Genomic DNA, 16,887 nt, shown 5'->3' on the forward strand with positions numbered 1-16,887 from the left:
TTGAAGAGATGGGAATATGTAACTTTGCAGATAAAAAGCCCCATACGCATAATGGTATGAGGCTTAATAATGCTCACATTTTGCTGATGTTTAAACTTCGTTAGGTGCAACTTCTGCAAGTTCATCCCGTTCGTTCATTTTTGATGCTTCAAGCATTTTTCGAACAACCAATGAAGCGACGATGGCCACTGCTACCATCACTACGGCTAAGATCGTGAGCATTTTAAAGTAGTCGCCATAAACGCTTTGGACGATATGCTGACTGATCACTTGACCTTTTTCTAATGCGATGGAGGTTGAGAACACCGCACCCACAATGCCGCTTAAGGCGATGGCGACTGAAAAGAGGCTAACCGAAAAGTTTTCGATGTGCTTGGGAGCCACTGACAAAATGAAGGCCACTACTAAACTACCAACAATGACTTCCGCAAAAGCTTGGAAGAAGTGGATCATCAAAAAGACTTCTGGTCTGATGACAACATCAACACCAATATTCATGACTGCCATGGTTAAAATGCCAAATGCAATGGCGGTAAAGATGAATGCAAAGCCAATTTTAGTGGCTGTTGAAAAATTAATGCCTCGCTTTTCCAGTGAAGAGAAAGTCATAGCAATGACTGGCCCAGCAACAATGCACCACAGTGGGTTCATCGCCATTGATGCTTCAGGAGCGATTGGAATTAATCCAAATAAGTCACCACGCATCGTATTAATGGTTACCATGGTCATGGAGGTCATCATTTGCCCGTAATAGACAAAGAAACAGGTGGTGAGCACCGTCATGATAAGAATAGTGCCCATTTTCAAGGTATCGGATCGATTCGCTTTAAACATCAAAAAGATGAAGTAAAAAATGGCAGCGGCACCAATGGCATAAACGATGTTTTGACCGATGTCCATATTAGAAAACATGAAGAAAACTAGCCCAACCATCGCGCATGATACTGCACAAAAGGCGATCCAGTTTTTCACGCTTACGGGAGTTTGATCAATCTCAGCTGCAGCATTCACTAATGATTTATTAAACACAATTAAAGTGGCAAAGGCGAACGCTGCCAAAATGGCTGAGAGCATAAAGCTACCGTGAAAACCGATCACTAAAACAAACATCGGGAATAAATATTGACCAAGTAGTGCTCCCACATTGTTTACCGAATAATTGACAGGGTAACAGTTTTCAAAATGTTCTTGAGAGCTAAAAGTGCGTTTATATAAACTGGGGTAAGAAGGAGACATTAATCCGCGTGCGTAGCTCGCTAAAGCGATGCCTGCTAATGCCATCGCGACGTTGGTTGTTGAGGCACCCAGCACCAGTAGTGTGTAACCAAGAGCAAAAGCGCCGTAGGCAATGGTTAATGAACGATAAGCGCCAAGGAACTTATCGGCAATAAAACCACCAGCGATCGCAAAAAGGGGGCCAATGGATGAAAATGCTCCTACCACCATCATGGTATCGGCTTCGTTATAATCCAAATCTTCTAGAAAAAAACGGGTTAGGATAACCATTACCCCGTAAAATGATAAGCCAAACATCATTTGGCAGAACATCATTGATTTATTGAGTTTATTCCACATATTAATCTCTCCATGTAGTGGATTTTTAGATTTTATTCCTGTGGATTTTATCATCGGTAGTTATAAATAAATTGAAACAATTATCGCAGAAACCTTACTTTATGCACGAGCATTTCTAATGCGTGGCTATCGTTTGAGTAATGTTTAAAAAGCGATTGTTTATTTTATTTTTTGACTCAAGCACTATGCACATGTAGGAGTATTTACGTGTTACCAAACCATACGTTTTAATACTGCTGCTTTCTTGGTGTCGATTGCTATGACACAAGTTTTATGGTGGCTGGAATGGAGAGAGAAAAATAACGATGGTAGCCGAGCATCTTTATATCGTATTGGGTAAACGACTTGTTGATCAGCAATTAACATTAGAAGGGCGTAGCCGTGTTGATGGCCTCGTTAAGGCGTTACAACGTCATGACATCGATCATAGTGTCATTGCTTTATGCGGTGGGCTCACGCTAGGGCAACAGATTTCTGAAGCGAAGGCTATGTATCATTACCTTCAATCGGAGCTTACTCGGCTCAATGTGTCACTTTCGAATAACCGCATTTTGCTGGAAGAACACTCGACCAGCACAGTGGAAAATATCGAGAACGTCGCGTTAGAGCTGCAAAAAAACGGTGACATTGACACACAAAAAATACTACCTGTCACTTTCATTTCTAACGACTATCACTTGCAGCGTATTTTTGAAATTCAGCAACTAATGGATGAACAAGGGTTACTGCGAGTGCTAAAACAACGCTGTGAAATGATGGGGATCACGCTGGCTATTTCACCGGATCTGCACGATCACCTAGCGGTGAAATACCCTTATACGCATTTAGCCGCGGAACTGTTTCTATTGGTCGATCAACTAACGACTTACCGTGTCTATCTTGAAGGTGTTGTGGCTGGCTCTCACTTGCGCGATCTCACGCAAGTGAGAGCCATTCCTTACCAAATCGCATATGAGGCTATTTTAGCGATCAACCATAAAATCGCAGACAACCCAAAGTGGGTTTTTGTTCGCTGTCTTACGGATTTATTGATGCAGTGTATCAATGCCACAAAGGGGGCGTTAAATGTCAGTGAGATTCAACCCTATCTCATTTTGTTCGACAGCAACTTAACGTTATTGAATCGATATCTTGATCCTGAAAACCCGTGCGTCGGACGTTGGTGGCGTCAGGGATAGTAACAAGCGAAATAGATGAATCAAAGAGACCCCGCAATGCGGGGTCTTTGCTTTTTAGTCAAGCGACTTATTTCCTGACCAAAAACCGTTTTGAACAAAACAACGTGTTAAGCCGTTTCTAACGTACGCTCTTTGACCACGCTTAGACGCTCGCCATAAATTGGACGTAGTGCTGCCAGTACATGGTTACGAGTTAGCATACCGACAAACTTGCCATCTTCAAGGACGGGGAGATTTTGTGGTTTGTTCACTTTCATGCTTTTTGCGCGCTCTTCTAAAGAGAGTGAGCTAAAACGGGTAGCAATACCCATGCTAGTAGTATGGTATAACTGTTCTTTATCGATGCATAAAAACTCGGCGATATCAATCAGACGGTCAGATGCATCGATGGCGATAACATCGCGGCTCATAAGATCCACCACTTTTTGCCCTTCGGTAGGGAGGTAGTCTTGGCACCATAAATCCACCATGACATCGTGAGCTGAGAAAAACCCGACCAAACGACCAGCCACATCAACCACAGGTGCACTATCGAGCTGGTTATCCAGCAACATATCAATGGCAACTGCGGTTGGCATTTCCACGCCTAGAGTTACAGGTTGGGTGTTCATAATGTCTTTAACTGTAATTGCTTTATTCATTTTCGTTTCCTTCACTGACGTAATTGTTGCTGTTTCCGTTATAGTGCTAATGTTTGCGGCTTTAAGTTGTGGACGGCGGAAAATAGACCAGTTGGCGAGACCAACCAACACAGCACCGCCGACAATATTGCCCAAAGTCACTGGGATAAGGTTTGCCACCACAAATTGATGAATATTCAAATCTGCGTAATGAGTGGCACTGATACCGATCTGCTGCCAGAAGCTCTCTGGTGCAAAGTTTTGAATCACAATGCCTAAAGGGACCATAAACATGTTGGCTACGCAGTGCTCAAAGCCGCTAGAGACGAACATCGCCACAGGCAAAATTGTCATTGCGGCTTTGGTCATTGCATTGGCAGAGCTAAACGTTAACCAAATAGCAAGACAAACCAGTAAGTTACATAGCACCCCAAGAGAAAATGCTTGAACAGGTGTATGGTGCAGTTTGTGCTGCGCGATGTTCAGCGCATTCAACCCCCATTGACCATCATCCAACTGATAGAGACCAGCCCCAGTAACCAAAAGCAGTAAGAACATGGCACCAATGAAGTTACCGATATAAACCTTGCCCCAAATGGATAACATTTTGCTAAAGCTGATTTGTTTATTGGCCCAAGAAATGCTCGACAATACGGAACTGGTGAACAGTTCACCGCCACAAATCACGATTAAAATCAGCCCCATGCTAAAGGCTAAACCACCCGCTAACCGACTGAGCCCCCAACCTGCGTTAGCACTGCCTGTTGTGACCGTGATGTAGAACAAAAATGCTAAGCCGATAAAGGCACCAGCCATAATGGCAAGGCTCAGTGTCATACCGCTGCTTTTCTTGGCTTTGCTTAATGCAAATTTCTCGGCTTCTGCCATCATCTCAATCGGTGAGAACAGCTGTTTATTTTCAGAATAGGCTGCTGACATACACGCTCCCAAAGCTCAATTTCATAATTACCTCCCAAGTTCAAACAAAGCGTCATGCCTTGCTTCCCATACAGACTAACGAACGGGTCATGAAGTAGTAAAATTGATAATTTTTAGATTACTCATCAAATGAATTGATATGAATAAATGAAAGAGTAGAATGAAACCGTTTGCGCATATTAACTCCCTTGAAATTAAAGGTGTGGCGCGCAGTAGATGAAAGCTAAATAGGAAAAGCAGTGCGGTATTCACTCAAACAATTAGCAGTTTTCGATGCTGTTGCCGATAGTGGCAGCGTCAGTCAAGCTGCGGATAAATTAGCGTTAACTCAATCCGCGACCAGTATGTCGCTAGCACAATTGGAAAAAATGTTAGGTCGCCCTTTGTTTGAAAGACAAGGAAAGCAGATGGCATTGACTCATTGGGGAATGTGGCTTAGGCCGAAAGCGAAGCGTTTATTACAAGATGCTCAGCAGATCGAAATGGGCTTTTATGATCAGCACTTGCTTAGCGGTGAAATCAGTATGGGGGCCAGCCAGACCCCTGCCGAGCACCTCGTTCCAGACCTTATCAGCATTCTTGATAACGATTTCCCAGAGATGCGTATTGAGCTTGGTGTGAAAAGCACCAAAGGGGTGATCGATGGCATCCTTGACTACAAATATGACCTTGGTATCATTGAAGGTCGATGCGATGATAACCGCATTTCCCAAGAAGTGTGGTGTCGAGATCACCTAACAGTGATAGCTTCGGCTCATCATCCTTTTGCCAAATGTAAAACGGTGAGTCTTGCACAGCTTGAACAAGCCAAATGGGTGTTAAGAGAGCACGGTTCTGGCACTCGCAATATTTTTGATAGCTCGATTCACCATCTTATTTCCGATTTAGATGTGTGGCGAGAGTACGAACATGTTCCTGTGCTACGCAGTATGGTTGCGAATGGTCCGTACTTAACTTGTTTACCTTACCTCGATGTAGAACGCTTTATTGAGAATGGCCAACTGGTAGCGCTCAATGTGCCTGATCTGAATATGGAAAGAACCTTGTCGTTTATTTGGCGGGCAGATATGGCTGAAAACCCGTTGGTTGAGTGCATTAAGCGTGAAGGACTGCGCATGATGAAAGGACGACCAAGCGTACTTTAAGCTTGTTAATCTTGGTTATGATTTACTTTGTTACTTCTCAATATGGGGGTGTGATAAGTGAAGCTGTTGAGTGTTCGCATTTAGCATCATGTCACACACCCTCATCGCCTAATCTAACGCTCATGCTCGATTAAAAAGCACTTCAAATGTGTTGATTTATCGCTTGCGTCAACATTTCAATGAAATAAGTGCAGTCATTGCATTTATTTCATGACTTAGGTCACTAGTCATCTGTGGTTGAAGCTTTTAATATCGGCACTTGATTTATTGATGTCGCTATAGCAACGGCTTGTTAAATGACAGGCAGATAGCGGCTAAATGAGGGCGCTATGAGCACACTATTTGCAATTTCACTAACGACAGGCATTCTTTCTGGTGTTTGGGGCTGGATAGCCGTTTCGTTAGGCTTACTATCATGGGCTGGCTTTTTAGGATGTACGAGTTATTTTGCCTCTCCAACCGAGGGTATTAAAGGTCTTGCAGAAAGTTTGATAACTAATATCAGTGGCGTTTTTTGGGCAATGGTCATTATTCATTCATCCAGTTTGGTGAGCTTGGATATTTTGGGTTACGTTGTCACTGCGGTAGTGGCATTTTTAATGTGCATTCAAGCGTCGAAAGCGTGGCTTGGTTATATCCCTGGAACCTTTATTGGCGCTTGTGCCACTTTTGCTGCGGGTGGTGATTGGCAACTGGTTATTCCATCACTTTTATTAGGTGGCATTTTTGGCTTTGCGATGAAAACAAGTGGTATGTGGTTGCATCAACGATCTAACCAGCCAACGTTGAGCGATAGCGCAACTGTTGAAACGCGTTCTAAATCCTCAACTTGTTAATTTGTGTTTAAGACTAATGTTGGTGAAATCCGCATTGGTAAAGGTTACGCCAATTGATCCGTATCGATTCATCAAAATTGTTGATATACCCATTCAATATAAGATTAGTCACATATAGCGAAATGAAAATGATACGAGGCACACAATCATGTGTGCCTTTTTTTACGTGTGGCCATTGGCCATCGTAATCACGCGTTTTAGTGTCCAGCGCAGCAGTACAGGAATAAAGTCCACACCTTGTTGTTCACAATGGGAAACGATGGCAAGCGCCAAATCAGGTTTCGCGTGTTTTTTCAGCACACGTGTGACCACTTTTTTCGCAGGGATTGGATGATCGTAAGGTATTTTAATCAAATCTTTGAAGAAGTGTTCAAAGCCATGAGAGTACAGAAAATGTTCGATATCTCGATCGGGAAGTTCGGTCAGGCGATGCCGTTCTTGATCACCTGTTAGCATACCGCGTACCGTTGACGAATATTTTTTGCCTGCGGGATCGCCATCAGTCACGACATGCCAGTCAATGCCAAACGCTTTCGCCACTTTAATTAAGGACTTCAGGCCAGATTGAGCAAATTCGACAATTTGTACTCCTTCGGCGGCTAGGTTATAGCCACACTGGCGAGCCAGCTCACTAAACAGCCACACCTCAGTTTCTCCTTCAACCAACAACCAGCAGCGAGCAAAAAGCACCCCTGAACGATGAAAACGAATGTGAAAACCGATACGTCGTAGTTCGTCCTTACTCAATCCACGAGAGATCATCGAATTTGCAATGGTACGGTCAGAAGTACGCACCAAACGCCGAATCGAATGAAGGGGAACAGAGCCAAGCAGATCACCACTGTTCGTTGTGAGAATTTTCTGCATGGGTAATAGTTGAAGTAAACTCCAAGCGCGCGCCAGATGAGTAGGGTGCAATCGACCTTCGGGATCTTCGATAATCAGCAGCGGCCTAGCGCAACGTCGTAGGTCAGTTGGGCCTTTGGCTTGCAGATAAGCATTGAGTAAGCCCATCAACAGCAAACGAGTTTGCTTATTTTTAGTTTCTTCAACAAATTGGCTTATGTTTTTATCGGCGGTTGGGCTGGAATAGACTAAGCTGTCACGTTGCTGTCTTGGGTTTTTACGTGTCTGACTTTTGAATGAAAAATAGTGATCAACTAATACATTCATTGAGTTAAGGCTACTTCTCATTTCGCCTTTGTTGACATGCCCAGGGATGGCCAGTAAACGACGACAGGTATTATCAATGCGTTTTTCGGCGCGAGAATTTTTACCGTTACCATTAACGAAAGGTCGCTCGAAACGCCGTGAATCTTTCAAACGGATCACTGGGTGTAAGCTCATCAGCTCTTGCGCTAATTTTTCGGAATGATGCAGCGGTAGTGGATTGCCTTCGAGGTCTAAAAACAGGTAGCGAGTGGTAATATCATATCGCTCACGAGTGGCACTGATGCGATAGAATATCCGTTTCGTACCCGTTTCATCTTCAACCCAAATCGGCCTCAGCTTACGATAACGGCCGGATCGAGATTCATTTTTGTCTGTAGAAACAAAGCTTAAGACAATTTGTAAATGCTGAGTTTGAGGATGAGCGATAGAGTAATCGACGTGGAAATCTTGCATTTCAAATTGATAAGGTACACCGTTGGCTGGTAGCACTACTGATAAGGCGTCCAACAATGAGGACTTACCCCAAGTATTTTCACCGATCAATGTGGTGAGTTCATCAAAAGCGAGCGATAAACGTTTGATTCCTCTGAATCCGGAAATTTCAATTCGCTCTAGATGCATAGGCAGACTCCTTTTATAACTCAACAAGTTAGCTTCTCGCTGAGTCTGTTTTTCTTTAAGCATAATGGAAATTATGCAGATAAGTAGGCTGCTGGCTCACATATCAAGTGTTTATGTAGGGGCAGCCGAATGAGACAAAGGCTACAAAGCGTGATGAGGTTGACTTAGCGTAATTATATTTTCAAACTCGTTTCATAAAAGTCACGATTCTGTCATGATTCTTCAGCTAGGATAGAGTGGAAAAAGAAGAGAAAGATAAATGATGCATAAAAAGAATAGACCAGCATCAATTATGCTGGCACACATTAATGACACTCACTCATATTTTGAACCGACATCGCTGCAATTGACTCTCCACATCCAACAGCAGACTTTAACACCGTATGTAAGCGCTGGCGGTTTTGCACGAATTGCAACACGAGTTCAGCAATTGAAAGAAGATGCGGCGCGTATGAAGCGAGCCTTTGTATTTTTACACGCTGGGGATTGTTTCCAAGGCACGCTCTATTTCTCGCTATTTAAAGGTAAAGCCAATGCGGACATGCTCAACGCATTGAATCTTGATGCGATGGCATTAGGCAATCACGAACTGGATATGGGTAATGAACCCGTTGCCCATTTTGTTAAACGTATTCAATTTCCATTGCTAGCTGGCAATTGGGATCTTTCCAATGAAAGATCGAATAAGCCTTTTCCAATAGCCGGTAGCCCGCAAGTGATAAGTTATCAACCTCAAGGTAAATACGCTCGCTGGATAGAAAAACAGGCTGGTGATGAAACGATTGCAATTTTCGGCTTGTCACTCGATAAAATGGCTGATATTGCCAACCCAGATCTCGATACTCCATTTATTAACGCTATCCAAACGGCAAAAAATACGGTTGCTGAAATACGCGCTAAAGGGATCAACAAAATTGTTCTACTTAGCCATTTAGGTTATGAAGCGGACATTGAGCTCGCACAGCAAGTGGAAGGCATTAGTGTTGTCGTCGGCGGGCATAGCCACCGATTACAAGGTGATTTTAGTGCACTAGGGCTGATGAAAGATGATGAGTATGGTTTAAGAATTAATGACACTTATGTCGTCCAATCCGGTTATCATTCTTTGAGCTTAGGTCATTGTTATATCGACTTTTCAGCCGATGGCAAAGTGGACAAATTTCAGGGTCGTAATGAACTGTTACTTGGCCGTCGACTGTTTCTTGATGCCAGCATGAGCGAAGCGGGCACCGATAACACCCATTTAGCGGCGTGCGAATTTTTAAGCCAGCACCCTAATGTGGTGGTGTGTAAGAAAGATCCGCAGGTCCAAGGAATATTGATCGATAAATACATGCCGCGAGTACGTCAGCTGCAACAAAATATTATCGCACATGCTGATCGTTTCTTAAGACACGTCAGAATTCCTGATGAAACTGGGCCGAGTGAGTTGGCTCCTTTGGTGGCTCAATCATTCGTCTATGCCATGCGGCAAAGAGGGCACCCCGTGCAGTTTGCAATACATAACGCTGGTGGAGTCAGAAACTCGCTCAACGCCGGACAAGTTTCGGTGGCAGACATTGCCGGAAATTTATTGCCTTTTGCCGTTCCTATTGGTGTCTACCGAGTGCAGGGAGAAACCTTAATTGAGATGCTTGAAGGGGCAATTAATAATGCGCTGGGCAATGGGGTCGACGGCACAGGTTCTGGCAGTTATCCTTACACCCACAATCTCTCGTTTACTTATGCCGCCGATCGGCCTGTAGGACAACGCATCACAAATGTGTTGTTATTTGATGAGCAAAAAGGTTGGCAACCTATTGATCTTAATAGTTATTATTGTGGAACCTCTTCGGCCTATACCATGAAAGGCAAAGAGGGATATGATGCGATACTGAAAATGAAGGGAGAAGGTTTTGTTTCGAATGTGTCAATGGCCGATGCGTTTATTGAACTGCTGACGGAAAAACCTGAAATACTTAACCACGCAGGAACTCAACCCCAACATCATTATCAGTAACTCGGTTTGACATAAATTTACTGGCATAGACTTTGCTTTTTAACTTTCAGTCTTAACGCATCTTCAACCCGATGAAGGTGCATGAAGATGTGAAAGGGGAAAGTATAATGTGGATTAGAGATTGGTTAGATGCTGCTGTCGTCGTTGCTTGGGTCAGTGCATGGTCTGTATTGGTGTATTTATTACCACTGGCAGGCGTATAAAAATCTAAGCTAAAAAGGAGCATAAATGGCTCCTTTTTTTGATCACGGCTATGGACCTTTGCATCCAATAGGCATAAAATCCGCGCTGATTGGGGAGTAGTCGCCTTTGTTTACTTATCGTCAGCTCGTTAAGCGCATGCTTATCCGGTAAGTATAAATAGCCTTCTGTTAAAAACGGAATGCTTATTTCGACGAGACCAACGCATTCAGCTCTGTTCATTATGAACAGCGGTTTTTGTTTGCGGAAGGTTTCGATCGGTTAATCCCATCTTATCCTTCCGCCTTTGGAGGATATATGACCCCAACAACCTATCTCAGCTTTGCAATTCTGACTCTATTTCTTGTTGTTATCGATATTTGGCAAACCCGTGGTGGTAAAGTCACGATCACTAAAGCTGCCGTTTGGAGCGTGATTTGGTTTATGCTGGCGTTTGCATTCGCCGCGAGTATCTATTTCTTTTGGGATAGTTACGCACCAACCAGTTCATACAGTGCCGAAAAGGCGACGATCTCGTTTATTACTGGTTACTTGTTAGAAAAATCGTTAAGTGTTGATAACTTATTCGTCTTTGCGATTATTTTTCATCAATACGCCGTCCCAGAGCATTTACGCCCGCGGGCTCTATTGTGGGGAGTGATCGGCGCTTTGTGTTTACGAGCGGTGATGATTGTGATTGGTGCGCAGCTGCTTGAACAATATCATTGGTTACTTTATGTGTTTGCATTATTTCTTATGTGGACCGGTATTCAACTTGCGCGTGAGAAAGGCGATGAACAGCTAAACCCAATGCCGGAGAAACTGATTCGACGTTGGTTCAATGTGACGGATCATTACGAAGGGAATGCTTTGGTTGTGAGCCGCAATAAGCAATGGTTTGTGACTCCAATGATGATTGTGATTGGCGTGATTGCTTTTATGGATGTCATGTTCGCATTAGATTCAATACCGGCTATTTTTGCCGTGACCCGCGAACCCTTTTTAGTGTTAGCAGCGAACGTGTTTGCGTTACTTGGTTTGCGGTCTTTGTACTTTGTGTTGCAAGGGATGATGGATAAGTTTATTTACCTAAAACCAGCGCTTTCCTTCATCATGATCTTCATTGGTATTAAGATGATGCTAGTCGGTTCTGCGTGGGAAATTCCGATACCAGTCTCACTGGGTGTACTGTTAATCACTATGATTATTGCGGTGTTGGCTTCTGTCTATAAGCAGAGAAGTCCATTACCTGCTACTAATAAGCCATAATATAAGTAAACGGAGGTAAGTGTTTGACAATACTTACCTCTATTTTTTTATTTATCCTTTAGCTAACCGACGATAAAAACATTAATGTGAAAGTTTTGTAAATAACCGGTGTTTTTGTTTTTCATTGAGATTTAAATTCACCAAATAAAGCTTAATGTGAATAAGTAATCGATTATCGTGGATAATAAAAAAATGCATTGTTATGGGGTTGTTTCATTAGAATAACTAATTTGAATGTGGAAAATTTGTCATTTTTTAACCAAAAAAATATCACCTAGAATTCATTTCAACAAAGTAAGTTACCGAATTAACAGAGAGGCTATCATGGCACAAGCAATGAATATGGGTACGATTACAGCACCTACCTCTATGGATAAAAAAACCTACGCGGTTAACTTCAAAGGATTGATTGCACATTTAGTTGATATTCTGTTTGTCGACCACAGCGAACCTCGCAGCTACTACGCGAATAATTTGTCTGGTCACATGCAGAAAGATATCGGTTTATACCGTTAATTCAATGTGTAGAGATGTAAAAGCCGACGGATTAAATCGTCGGCTTTTTTGTATTTAAAATTTACTAGTTTCACTGCTCATGAAAACAACGGTTTCCGAAAAACAAAGGCGCAAACTAAGTTGCGCCTTTGTTTTATTCGTCAATGGCTATTATTTTTTGCGACAGTATTCAGCAATGATATACATCGATTGGCCATTGGCTTTACCAGAGATCAACTTAGGATCGTCGCTTAAACTGATACCGCGAACCACAGTACCCTGTTTAATGACTTGGCTTGAGCCTTTGATAGGGAGATCTTTAATGATGGTCACGTCGTCGCCTTTTTTCAGTTCTACGCCATTCACATCACGAGGCTTTTCTGCATCATCATCCATACCAATTTCAGCCCATTTTGCAGCTTCTTCTTCAAGATACATCATATCAAGTAGGTCTTGAGCCCAACCCTCAGTGGCCGCAAGGCGCTTAAGTTGACGCCACGCCAGTACTTGAACGGGTTGCTCTTGGCTCCACATGCTGTCGTTCAAACAACGCCAATGGTTCACATCTACTGCTTCTGGGTTCTCAATTTGGCCTTTGCAGACATCACACAACATAACGGCATGGTCAACAGTAACCATAGTGTGTGGCGCTACCACAAATGGAGCTAATGGAGATTCTGATGAACAAAGCTCACATTTTGATTGGCTGCGTTCAAGTAAAGTTGCTTCAGTAGACATAGTACCCACCTTGTAAAAATATGTAAGCGCGTATTATCCACGTTACGACTGGAATTAAAAGGGGAGATGGCAAAAAGCTTGGTATTCGTGAGGGAATTGAACTAAGTCATCGTCAATAGTAAGTAAATGGGCATCGTGCTTTACGCTGTTATTGCTCAAAGGCATAATGAACGCCGTTTTTATGTTTGTATGTAGGTATCACTGTGGAACTCCTTTCCGCTCCATTTTTAGGAAAATCACTTCGTCTCGAAGGTTCAATGTCAGGTTGGCAGCAACTCTATTGGGATAATCAACTGGTCGCGCAATGCGATGCGACAGGGAATATCGAGACGACAACGACCCATAGATTTCAGTTGTTAAGTGGTGAAACGCCGATCCAGTGTGAGCTGAATGTCGAGCTGAGTTGGCAACCTTTTAAACTTCGTTATCAGGCATTAGTCAATGGTGACATTGTCACGCAAGGTGAGCGTTCAGAAAAAGACATTGAAAAACAAACACCATATAGCCCGCCAAAGCCGGAGCGACGTTTTAGCCTTATTGGTCTAGTCTCACTTGGTATGAAAGCACTGAAAAGTGCCAAGCTGATTAAAGTTGTTCTGGCGTCAGCAAGTATCGCAGCCTATTCGTGGTTATTTTCCTTCCAGTTTGCTATGGCGCTTATTGCCTGTTTGGTGTTCCATGAATTTGGCCATATCAAAGCGATGAAGTATTTTGGTATGAAGACTAAAGGCATTTATCTCATTCCATTTCTTGGTGGCTTGGCATTAAGTGATGAAAAAATCAATACACGTTGGCAAGATGTAGTGATCTCAATTATGGGGCCATTTTTTGGTTTGCTGCTCTCGGTAGTGCTGGTTGTCGTGTACTGGATCACAGGAGAGATATTTTTTGCCGGCCTTGCTGTTTTTAATGCCTTTCTCAATCTCTTCAATCTATTGCCTATATTGCCGCTTGATGGTGGTCACGTGTTAAAAAGCATCAGCTTTTCTATGAACAGCACTTTGGGGATTTCGTTGTGTGCTCTTGCGGCGATCGCTGGTGTCATTTTGAGCTATTGGCTTGGATTAACCCTGTTCGGCTTTTTATTGATTATGGGCAGCATTGAAATTGTAATGGAATGGAAGCAGCGTCATCAAAGTCATTTGCTACCTCTGAATCGATATGGACAAATTGTAGCTTCACTTTGGTATGTCAGTTTAGTGGCTGCGCTTATCGCTATTATTTGGGGTTTTGCAACGACAGGGGATGAGCTGCTACAACTGCCATTACGCATTTTAGGTACTTGAGTCGGTACGTTGACACTTGTAAGCCATGTATCAGAGCACTTTTTGTGCTCATCTTTAAGCGCTTAAATGACATCTTTGTATGAAGAGGCTTCTTAGCACCGATAAACGGCTAATGACAACACTGCAGTTAATATTTATGAGCGATCGGATCTGTCTCGAAAATGTGTAGTTGGCAGGATCTCAATCGCTGGAACTGACTGATTACTCGCTGCAAGTTGTTACTGTTTAAGTATAGAATGAATCTCTTTTACGATGAATGAGACAAAAAAGCATGGATATTTGGAAGAAGCCTATCGATTTAATAACATTAAACGCCACCTCCAAAAACACCTTGATAGAGCATCTCAATATTATTTATACCGATTATACTGATCACTCTTTGTCTGCGACCATGCCTGTTTGTCACTTTACCCATCAGCCGCTTGGTATGCTGCATGGTGGCGCCTCGGTGGTACTTGCGGAAACCCTAGGTTCAGTTGCCGCGAATTTCAGTGTGGATCAAGAACACTATTGTGTAGGGTTAGACATTAATGCTAATCATGTTCGCGCCATGCGAGAGGGGATGGTTATAGGAACAGCGACACCTATCCATCTTGGTATTTCAACGCAAGTATGGCAAATCAATATCACTGATGAGCGCGAACGTTTGGTGTGCACCAGCCGTTTGACGGTCGCAGTACAAAAAATTCGTAACCGTTCTCAAGCTATCAAGGTTGATTTATAAAATGGTGATTGAATTTTCAGGTGGAAAAATCATCGTAACACCCCATGAATTAGTGGTACGAGTATTGGGTGATCTCGCCATCACGCTACAAGCCCAAGCCGATGCTGTTCAGCTCATTGGGAGAGGGGCGAATGTCATCTCTGTAAATTGCTCAGAAAGTAAATGGTCGATTAAGTTGGACAACGAAGAGCAAATTCAGCAACTTTCTCAACAGCTCGGCTGTAATATTCTTTAAACAGTGATTAAGACTATTGCATAACCAATATAAAATGAGGAAACTATCTCTGTTTTTTATAAACTGAGATTTCCTCTTTATGAGTAGCCCACGACTTCGCGTTCAATTTGAATCCTTATTTGAGCACTTTAACGGCCAAGATGTTGGTGTCCAGCTAGAAGAGATCACCGAGATCCTTTTCTGCACACGCCGTAATGCGCGTATTGTTCTAAATAAAATGGAGGATGAAGGCTGGATAGAATGGCGTCCTGCGGCGGGGCGTGGAAAATTATCCGATCTCATTTTTAAACGTAGTCGCAGTGATGTCAGTGAAAACCTTGCGCGTCGATACTTAGATGAAGGTAAAATTGGCCATGCATTTTCAGTACTGGATCAAGATGCTGCGAAACTGACGCAAGTGATCCAAAGCTATCTTGGTGTTCAGCATCAAGAAGGTCTGCAAGTCATACGGTTGCCTTATTATCGCCCGCTTTCAATGCTAAACCCGCTAAAATCCATGCGTCGATCTGAGCAACATATCGTAATGCAAATTTTTAGTGGATTAACGCGGCTAGATGAGTATGAACAGCTGCAGCCAGATCTCGCACATACATGGGAATCGGTGACAGCAACACATTGGCGTTTTTATCTTCGCCCAGGGGTTCGTTTCCACAATGGTGATTTACTTACCACCGACGGTGTTATCCAAAGTTTGTGGGAATTGCGATTTCTGAATTTATTCTCTCATCTTGATAGGATCAGCTCGCCCTCCAATTGGGTTATCGATATCTTTTTACAAAAAGCGGATAGTCGCTTACCGCTTCTTTTATCTGAGTCATGTGCCAAGATTTTACTACCAGAGTCCAATCGTAGTGATAATTTTGATTTAATGCCGATTGGTACTGGCCCTTACAAAGTCATTTTAAATGATGAAAAACGCTTAGTTTTGCAAGCGTTTGATGGATATTTTGGATTTAGGCCTTTGTTAGACCGGGTCGAAGTGTGGGTGATTGACGAAGTACATTCTTCGATGGTTTTTCCTAGCTTATCGCATCCGATAAAAACAAAGCGAGGTTCATTTACAGAAGACGTGGATCTTGATCCCGGCTGTACTTACTTGTTACTCAATCGAAAAAATGGCGTCGCCGCAGATGTCAATTGGGCTAGCTACCTTACCAATAAGCTCAGTACTCTCAACCTATTTCGTCAATTACCAGAAGACAAAGTGGTCGAGTTGGGGGTGTTACCTGCTTATGGCTTGAAACCGGGCTGGTATCATCAGTCATCGGGAGATGTTGCCGCTACACCGCCGGGTGAGCGTTCGATCACCATTGCATATCATGCTCAACATCCTATGTTTCCAAGCTTAGTGAAAACAATACAACAGCTGTTAAAAGAAGATGGGATTTCGGTGGAGCTTGTTAAATATGATTTGACGGTTGAAGACACCGATGCTGTCGATGTTTGGGTCAAACCGATGGGAATTGCCAACCACAGAGAAGATGCGTTAGCAGGATGGTTACTTGATTACAGTGATATCGAGCATTTAAGCCGCGCTGAAGATTTTTCGTATTGGTGTCAGTTAGTGGATGAATGGCGCGCCGATCCAAATGCCATATTTCCGGCCAAAGAGATTGGCAAGTCTTTGATAGAAAAACAGCAAGTTATCCCGATGTTCCACTGTTGGTTAGGGATAAGCAAAGATCAATGTGGTGCATTACAAAACGCGAAATGCAACGCGTTAGGCTGGTTTGATTTTAGCAATGTTTGGGTTAAACCAGAGTTATAACAAATCACAGTGATACCCAAACGACTTGGAGTTACAAGTAGGCGGCTTGTCAGTGGCCGATAAAATAAGCTAAGAGTAAACAGCAGAATCTAAATTATCCGTTGTT

14 protein-coding genes are annotated in these 16,887 nt (G+C 43.0%); 10 read left to right on the plus strand and 4 right to left on the minus strand.

Annotated elements, in window-relative coordinates:
* Positions 1–90 precede the first annotated feature (90 nt).
* A complete protein-coding gene (locus AACV32_RS13540) occupies positions 91–1,575 on the minus strand; it encodes a peptide MFS transporter (protein ID WP_170895276.1) in 1,485 nt (494 codons plus the stop codon).
* A gap of 305 nt (positions 1,576–1,880) precedes the next feature.
* On the opposite strand from AACV32_RS13540, the gene AACV32_RS13545 reads away from it, so the two are divergent.
* Entirely contained in the window at positions 1,881–2,753 is an 873-nt protein-coding gene (locus AACV32_RS13545) for a YdcF family protein (protein WP_170895277.1), read from the plus strand.
* A gap of 107 nt (positions 2,754–2,860) precedes the next feature.
* On the opposite strand, the gene focA is transcribed toward AACV32_RS13545, so the two are convergent.
* Positions 2,861–4,312, minus strand: coding sequence for a formate transporter FocA (focA, locus tag AACV32_RS13550; protein WP_170895278.1), 1,452 nt, complete (start codon positions 4,310–4,312; stop codon positions 2,861–2,863).
* Between the two features lie 239 nt (positions 4,313–4,551).
* On the opposite strand from focA, the gene AACV32_RS13555 reads away from it, so the two are divergent.
* The gene (locus AACV32_RS13555; RefSeq protein ID WP_013867825.1) at positions 4,552–5,457 is read left to right on the plus strand and encodes a LysR substrate-binding domain-containing protein; all 906 of its coding nucleotides are present in this window, start codon (positions 4,552–4,554) and stop codon (positions 5,455–5,457) included.
* 329 nt (positions 5,458–5,786) lie between these two features.
* Complete coding sequence (locus AACV32_RS13560) at positions 5,787–6,293, plus strand: DUF1097 domain-containing protein (RefSeq protein ID WP_013867824.1); 507 nt, start codon at positions 5,787–5,789, stop codon at positions 6,291–6,293.
* A gap of 162 nt (positions 6,294–6,455) precedes the next feature.
* Here the strand turns inward: AACV32_RS13560 and AACV32_RS13565 are convergent, their stop codons facing one another.
* On the minus strand, positions 6,456–8,087 hold the full coding sequence (locus AACV32_RS13565) for an ATP-dependent endonuclease (RefSeq protein ID WP_026028965.1): 1,632 nt from the start codon (positions 8,085–8,087) through the stop codon (positions 6,456–6,458).
* Between the two features lie 259 nt (positions 8,088–8,346).
* Here AACV32_RS13565 and AACV32_RS13570 point away from each other — a divergent pair, with 259 nt between their 5' ends.
* From AACV32_RS13570 to AACV32_RS13580, 3 genes are all read left to right on the plus strand, one after another.
* Positions 8,347–10,086 (plus strand): bifunctional metallophosphatase/5'-nucleotidase, encoded by a 1,740-nt coding sequence (locus AACV32_RS13570; RefSeq protein WP_017045544.1) that lies wholly within the window; start codon positions 8,347–8,349, stop codon positions 10,084–10,086.
* Between the two features lie 498 nt (positions 10,087–10,584).
* Positions 10,585–11,535 (plus strand): TerC/Alx family metal homeostasis membrane protein, encoded by a 951-nt coding sequence (locus AACV32_RS13575; protein WP_170895279.1) that lies wholly within the window; start codon positions 10,585–10,587, stop codon positions 11,533–11,535.
* Positions 11,536–11,859: 324 nt separating this feature from the next.
* Positions 11,860–12,051, plus strand: a complete 192-nt coding sequence (locus AACV32_RS13580) for a hypothetical protein (protein ID WP_017042819.1) — start codon at positions 11,860–11,862, stop codon at positions 12,049–12,051.
* A gap of 150 nt (positions 12,052–12,201) precedes the next feature.
* Here the strand turns inward: AACV32_RS13580 and AACV32_RS13585 are convergent, their stop codons facing one another.
* Positions 12,202–12,768 (minus strand): PhnA domain-containing protein, encoded by a 567-nt coding sequence (locus AACV32_RS13585; protein WP_026028496.1) that lies wholly within the window; start codon positions 12,766–12,768, stop codon positions 12,202–12,204.
* A 203-nt stretch (positions 12,769–12,971) separates the two neighbouring features.
* On the opposite strand from AACV32_RS13585, the gene AACV32_RS13590 reads away from it, so the two are divergent.
* The 4 genes from AACV32_RS13590 (at position 12,972) to AACV32_RS13605 (ending at position 16,781) form a co-directional block, all read left to right on the plus strand.
* A complete protein-coding gene (locus AACV32_RS13590) occupies positions 12,972–14,054 on the plus strand; it encodes a site-2 protease family protein (protein ID WP_026028495.1) in 1,083 nt (360 codons plus the stop codon).
* A 271-nt stretch (positions 14,055–14,325) separates the two neighbouring features.
* The gene (locus AACV32_RS13595) at positions 14,326–14,778 is read left to right on the plus strand and encodes a hotdog fold thioesterase (protein WP_010320753.1); all 453 of its coding nucleotides are present in this window, start codon (positions 14,326–14,328) and stop codon (positions 14,776–14,778) included.
* A gap of 1 nt (position 14,779) precedes the next feature.
* Positions 14,780–15,013, plus strand: coding sequence for a DUF3389 domain-containing protein (locus tag AACV32_RS13600; protein ID WP_010320752.1), 234 nt, complete (start codon positions 14,780–14,782; stop codon positions 15,011–15,013).
* Positions 15,014–15,092: 79 nt separating this feature from the next.
* Positions 15,093–16,781 (plus strand): SgrR family transcriptional regulator, encoded by a 1,689-nt coding sequence (locus tag AACV32_RS13605; protein ID WP_088733382.1) that lies wholly within the window; start codon positions 15,093–15,095, stop codon positions 16,779–16,781.
* The last annotated feature ends 106 nt before the right edge of the window (positions 16,782–16,887 follow it).

The organism is Vibrio sp. B7, from assembly GCF_963888765.1.
Lineage (GTDB): Bacteria > Pseudomonadota > Gammaproteobacteria > Enterobacterales > Vibrionaceae > Vibrio > Vibrio anguillarum.

Excerpts from the sequence above, each read along its gene's own strand:
- AACV32_RS13540 (WP_170895276.1), bottom strand. The coding sequence starts at position 1,575 with ATGTGGAATAAACTCAATAAATCAATGATGTTCTGCCAAATGATGTTT.
- AACV32_RS13545 (WP_170895277.1), top strand. The coding sequence starts at position 1,881 with ATGGTAGCCGAGCATCTTTATATCGTATTGGGTAAACGACTTGTTGAT.
- focA (WP_170895278.1), bottom strand. The coding sequence starts at position 4,312 with ATGTCAGCAGCCTATTCTGAAAATAAACAGCTGTTCTCACCGATTGAG.
- AACV32_RS13560 (WP_013867824.1), top strand. The coding sequence starts at position 5,787 with ATGAGCACACTATTTGCAATTTCACTAACGACAGGCATTCTTTCTGGT.
- AACV32_RS13565 (WP_026028965.1), bottom strand. The coding sequence starts at position 8,087 with ATGCATCTAGAGCGAATTGAAATTTCCGGATTCAGAGGAATCAAACGT.
- AACV32_RS13570 (WP_017045544.1), top strand. The coding sequence starts at position 8,347 with ATGATGCATAAAAAGAATAGACCAGCATCAATTATGCTGGCACACATT.
- AACV32_RS13575 (WP_170895279.1), top strand. The coding sequence starts at position 10,585 with ATGACCCCAACAACCTATCTCAGCTTTGCAATTCTGACTCTATTTCTT.
- AACV32_RS13580 (WP_017042819.1), top strand. The coding sequence starts at position 11,860 with ATGGCACAAGCAATGAATATGGGTACGATTACAGCACCTACCTCTATG.
- AACV32_RS13585 (WP_026028496.1), bottom strand. The coding sequence starts at position 12,768 with ATGTCTACTGAAGCAACTTTACTTGAACGCAGCCAATCAAAATGTGAG.
- AACV32_RS13595 (WP_010320753.1), top strand. The coding sequence starts at position 14,326 with ATGGATATTTGGAAGAAGCCTATCGATTTAATAACATTAAACGCCACC.
- AACV32_RS13600 (WP_010320752.1), top strand. The coding sequence starts at position 14,780 with ATGGTGATTGAATTTTCAGGTGGAAAAATCATCGTAACACCCCATGAA.
- AACV32_RS13605 (WP_088733382.1), top strand. The coding sequence starts at position 15,093 with ATGAGTAGCCCACGACTTCGCGTTCAATTTGAATCCTTATTTGAGCAC.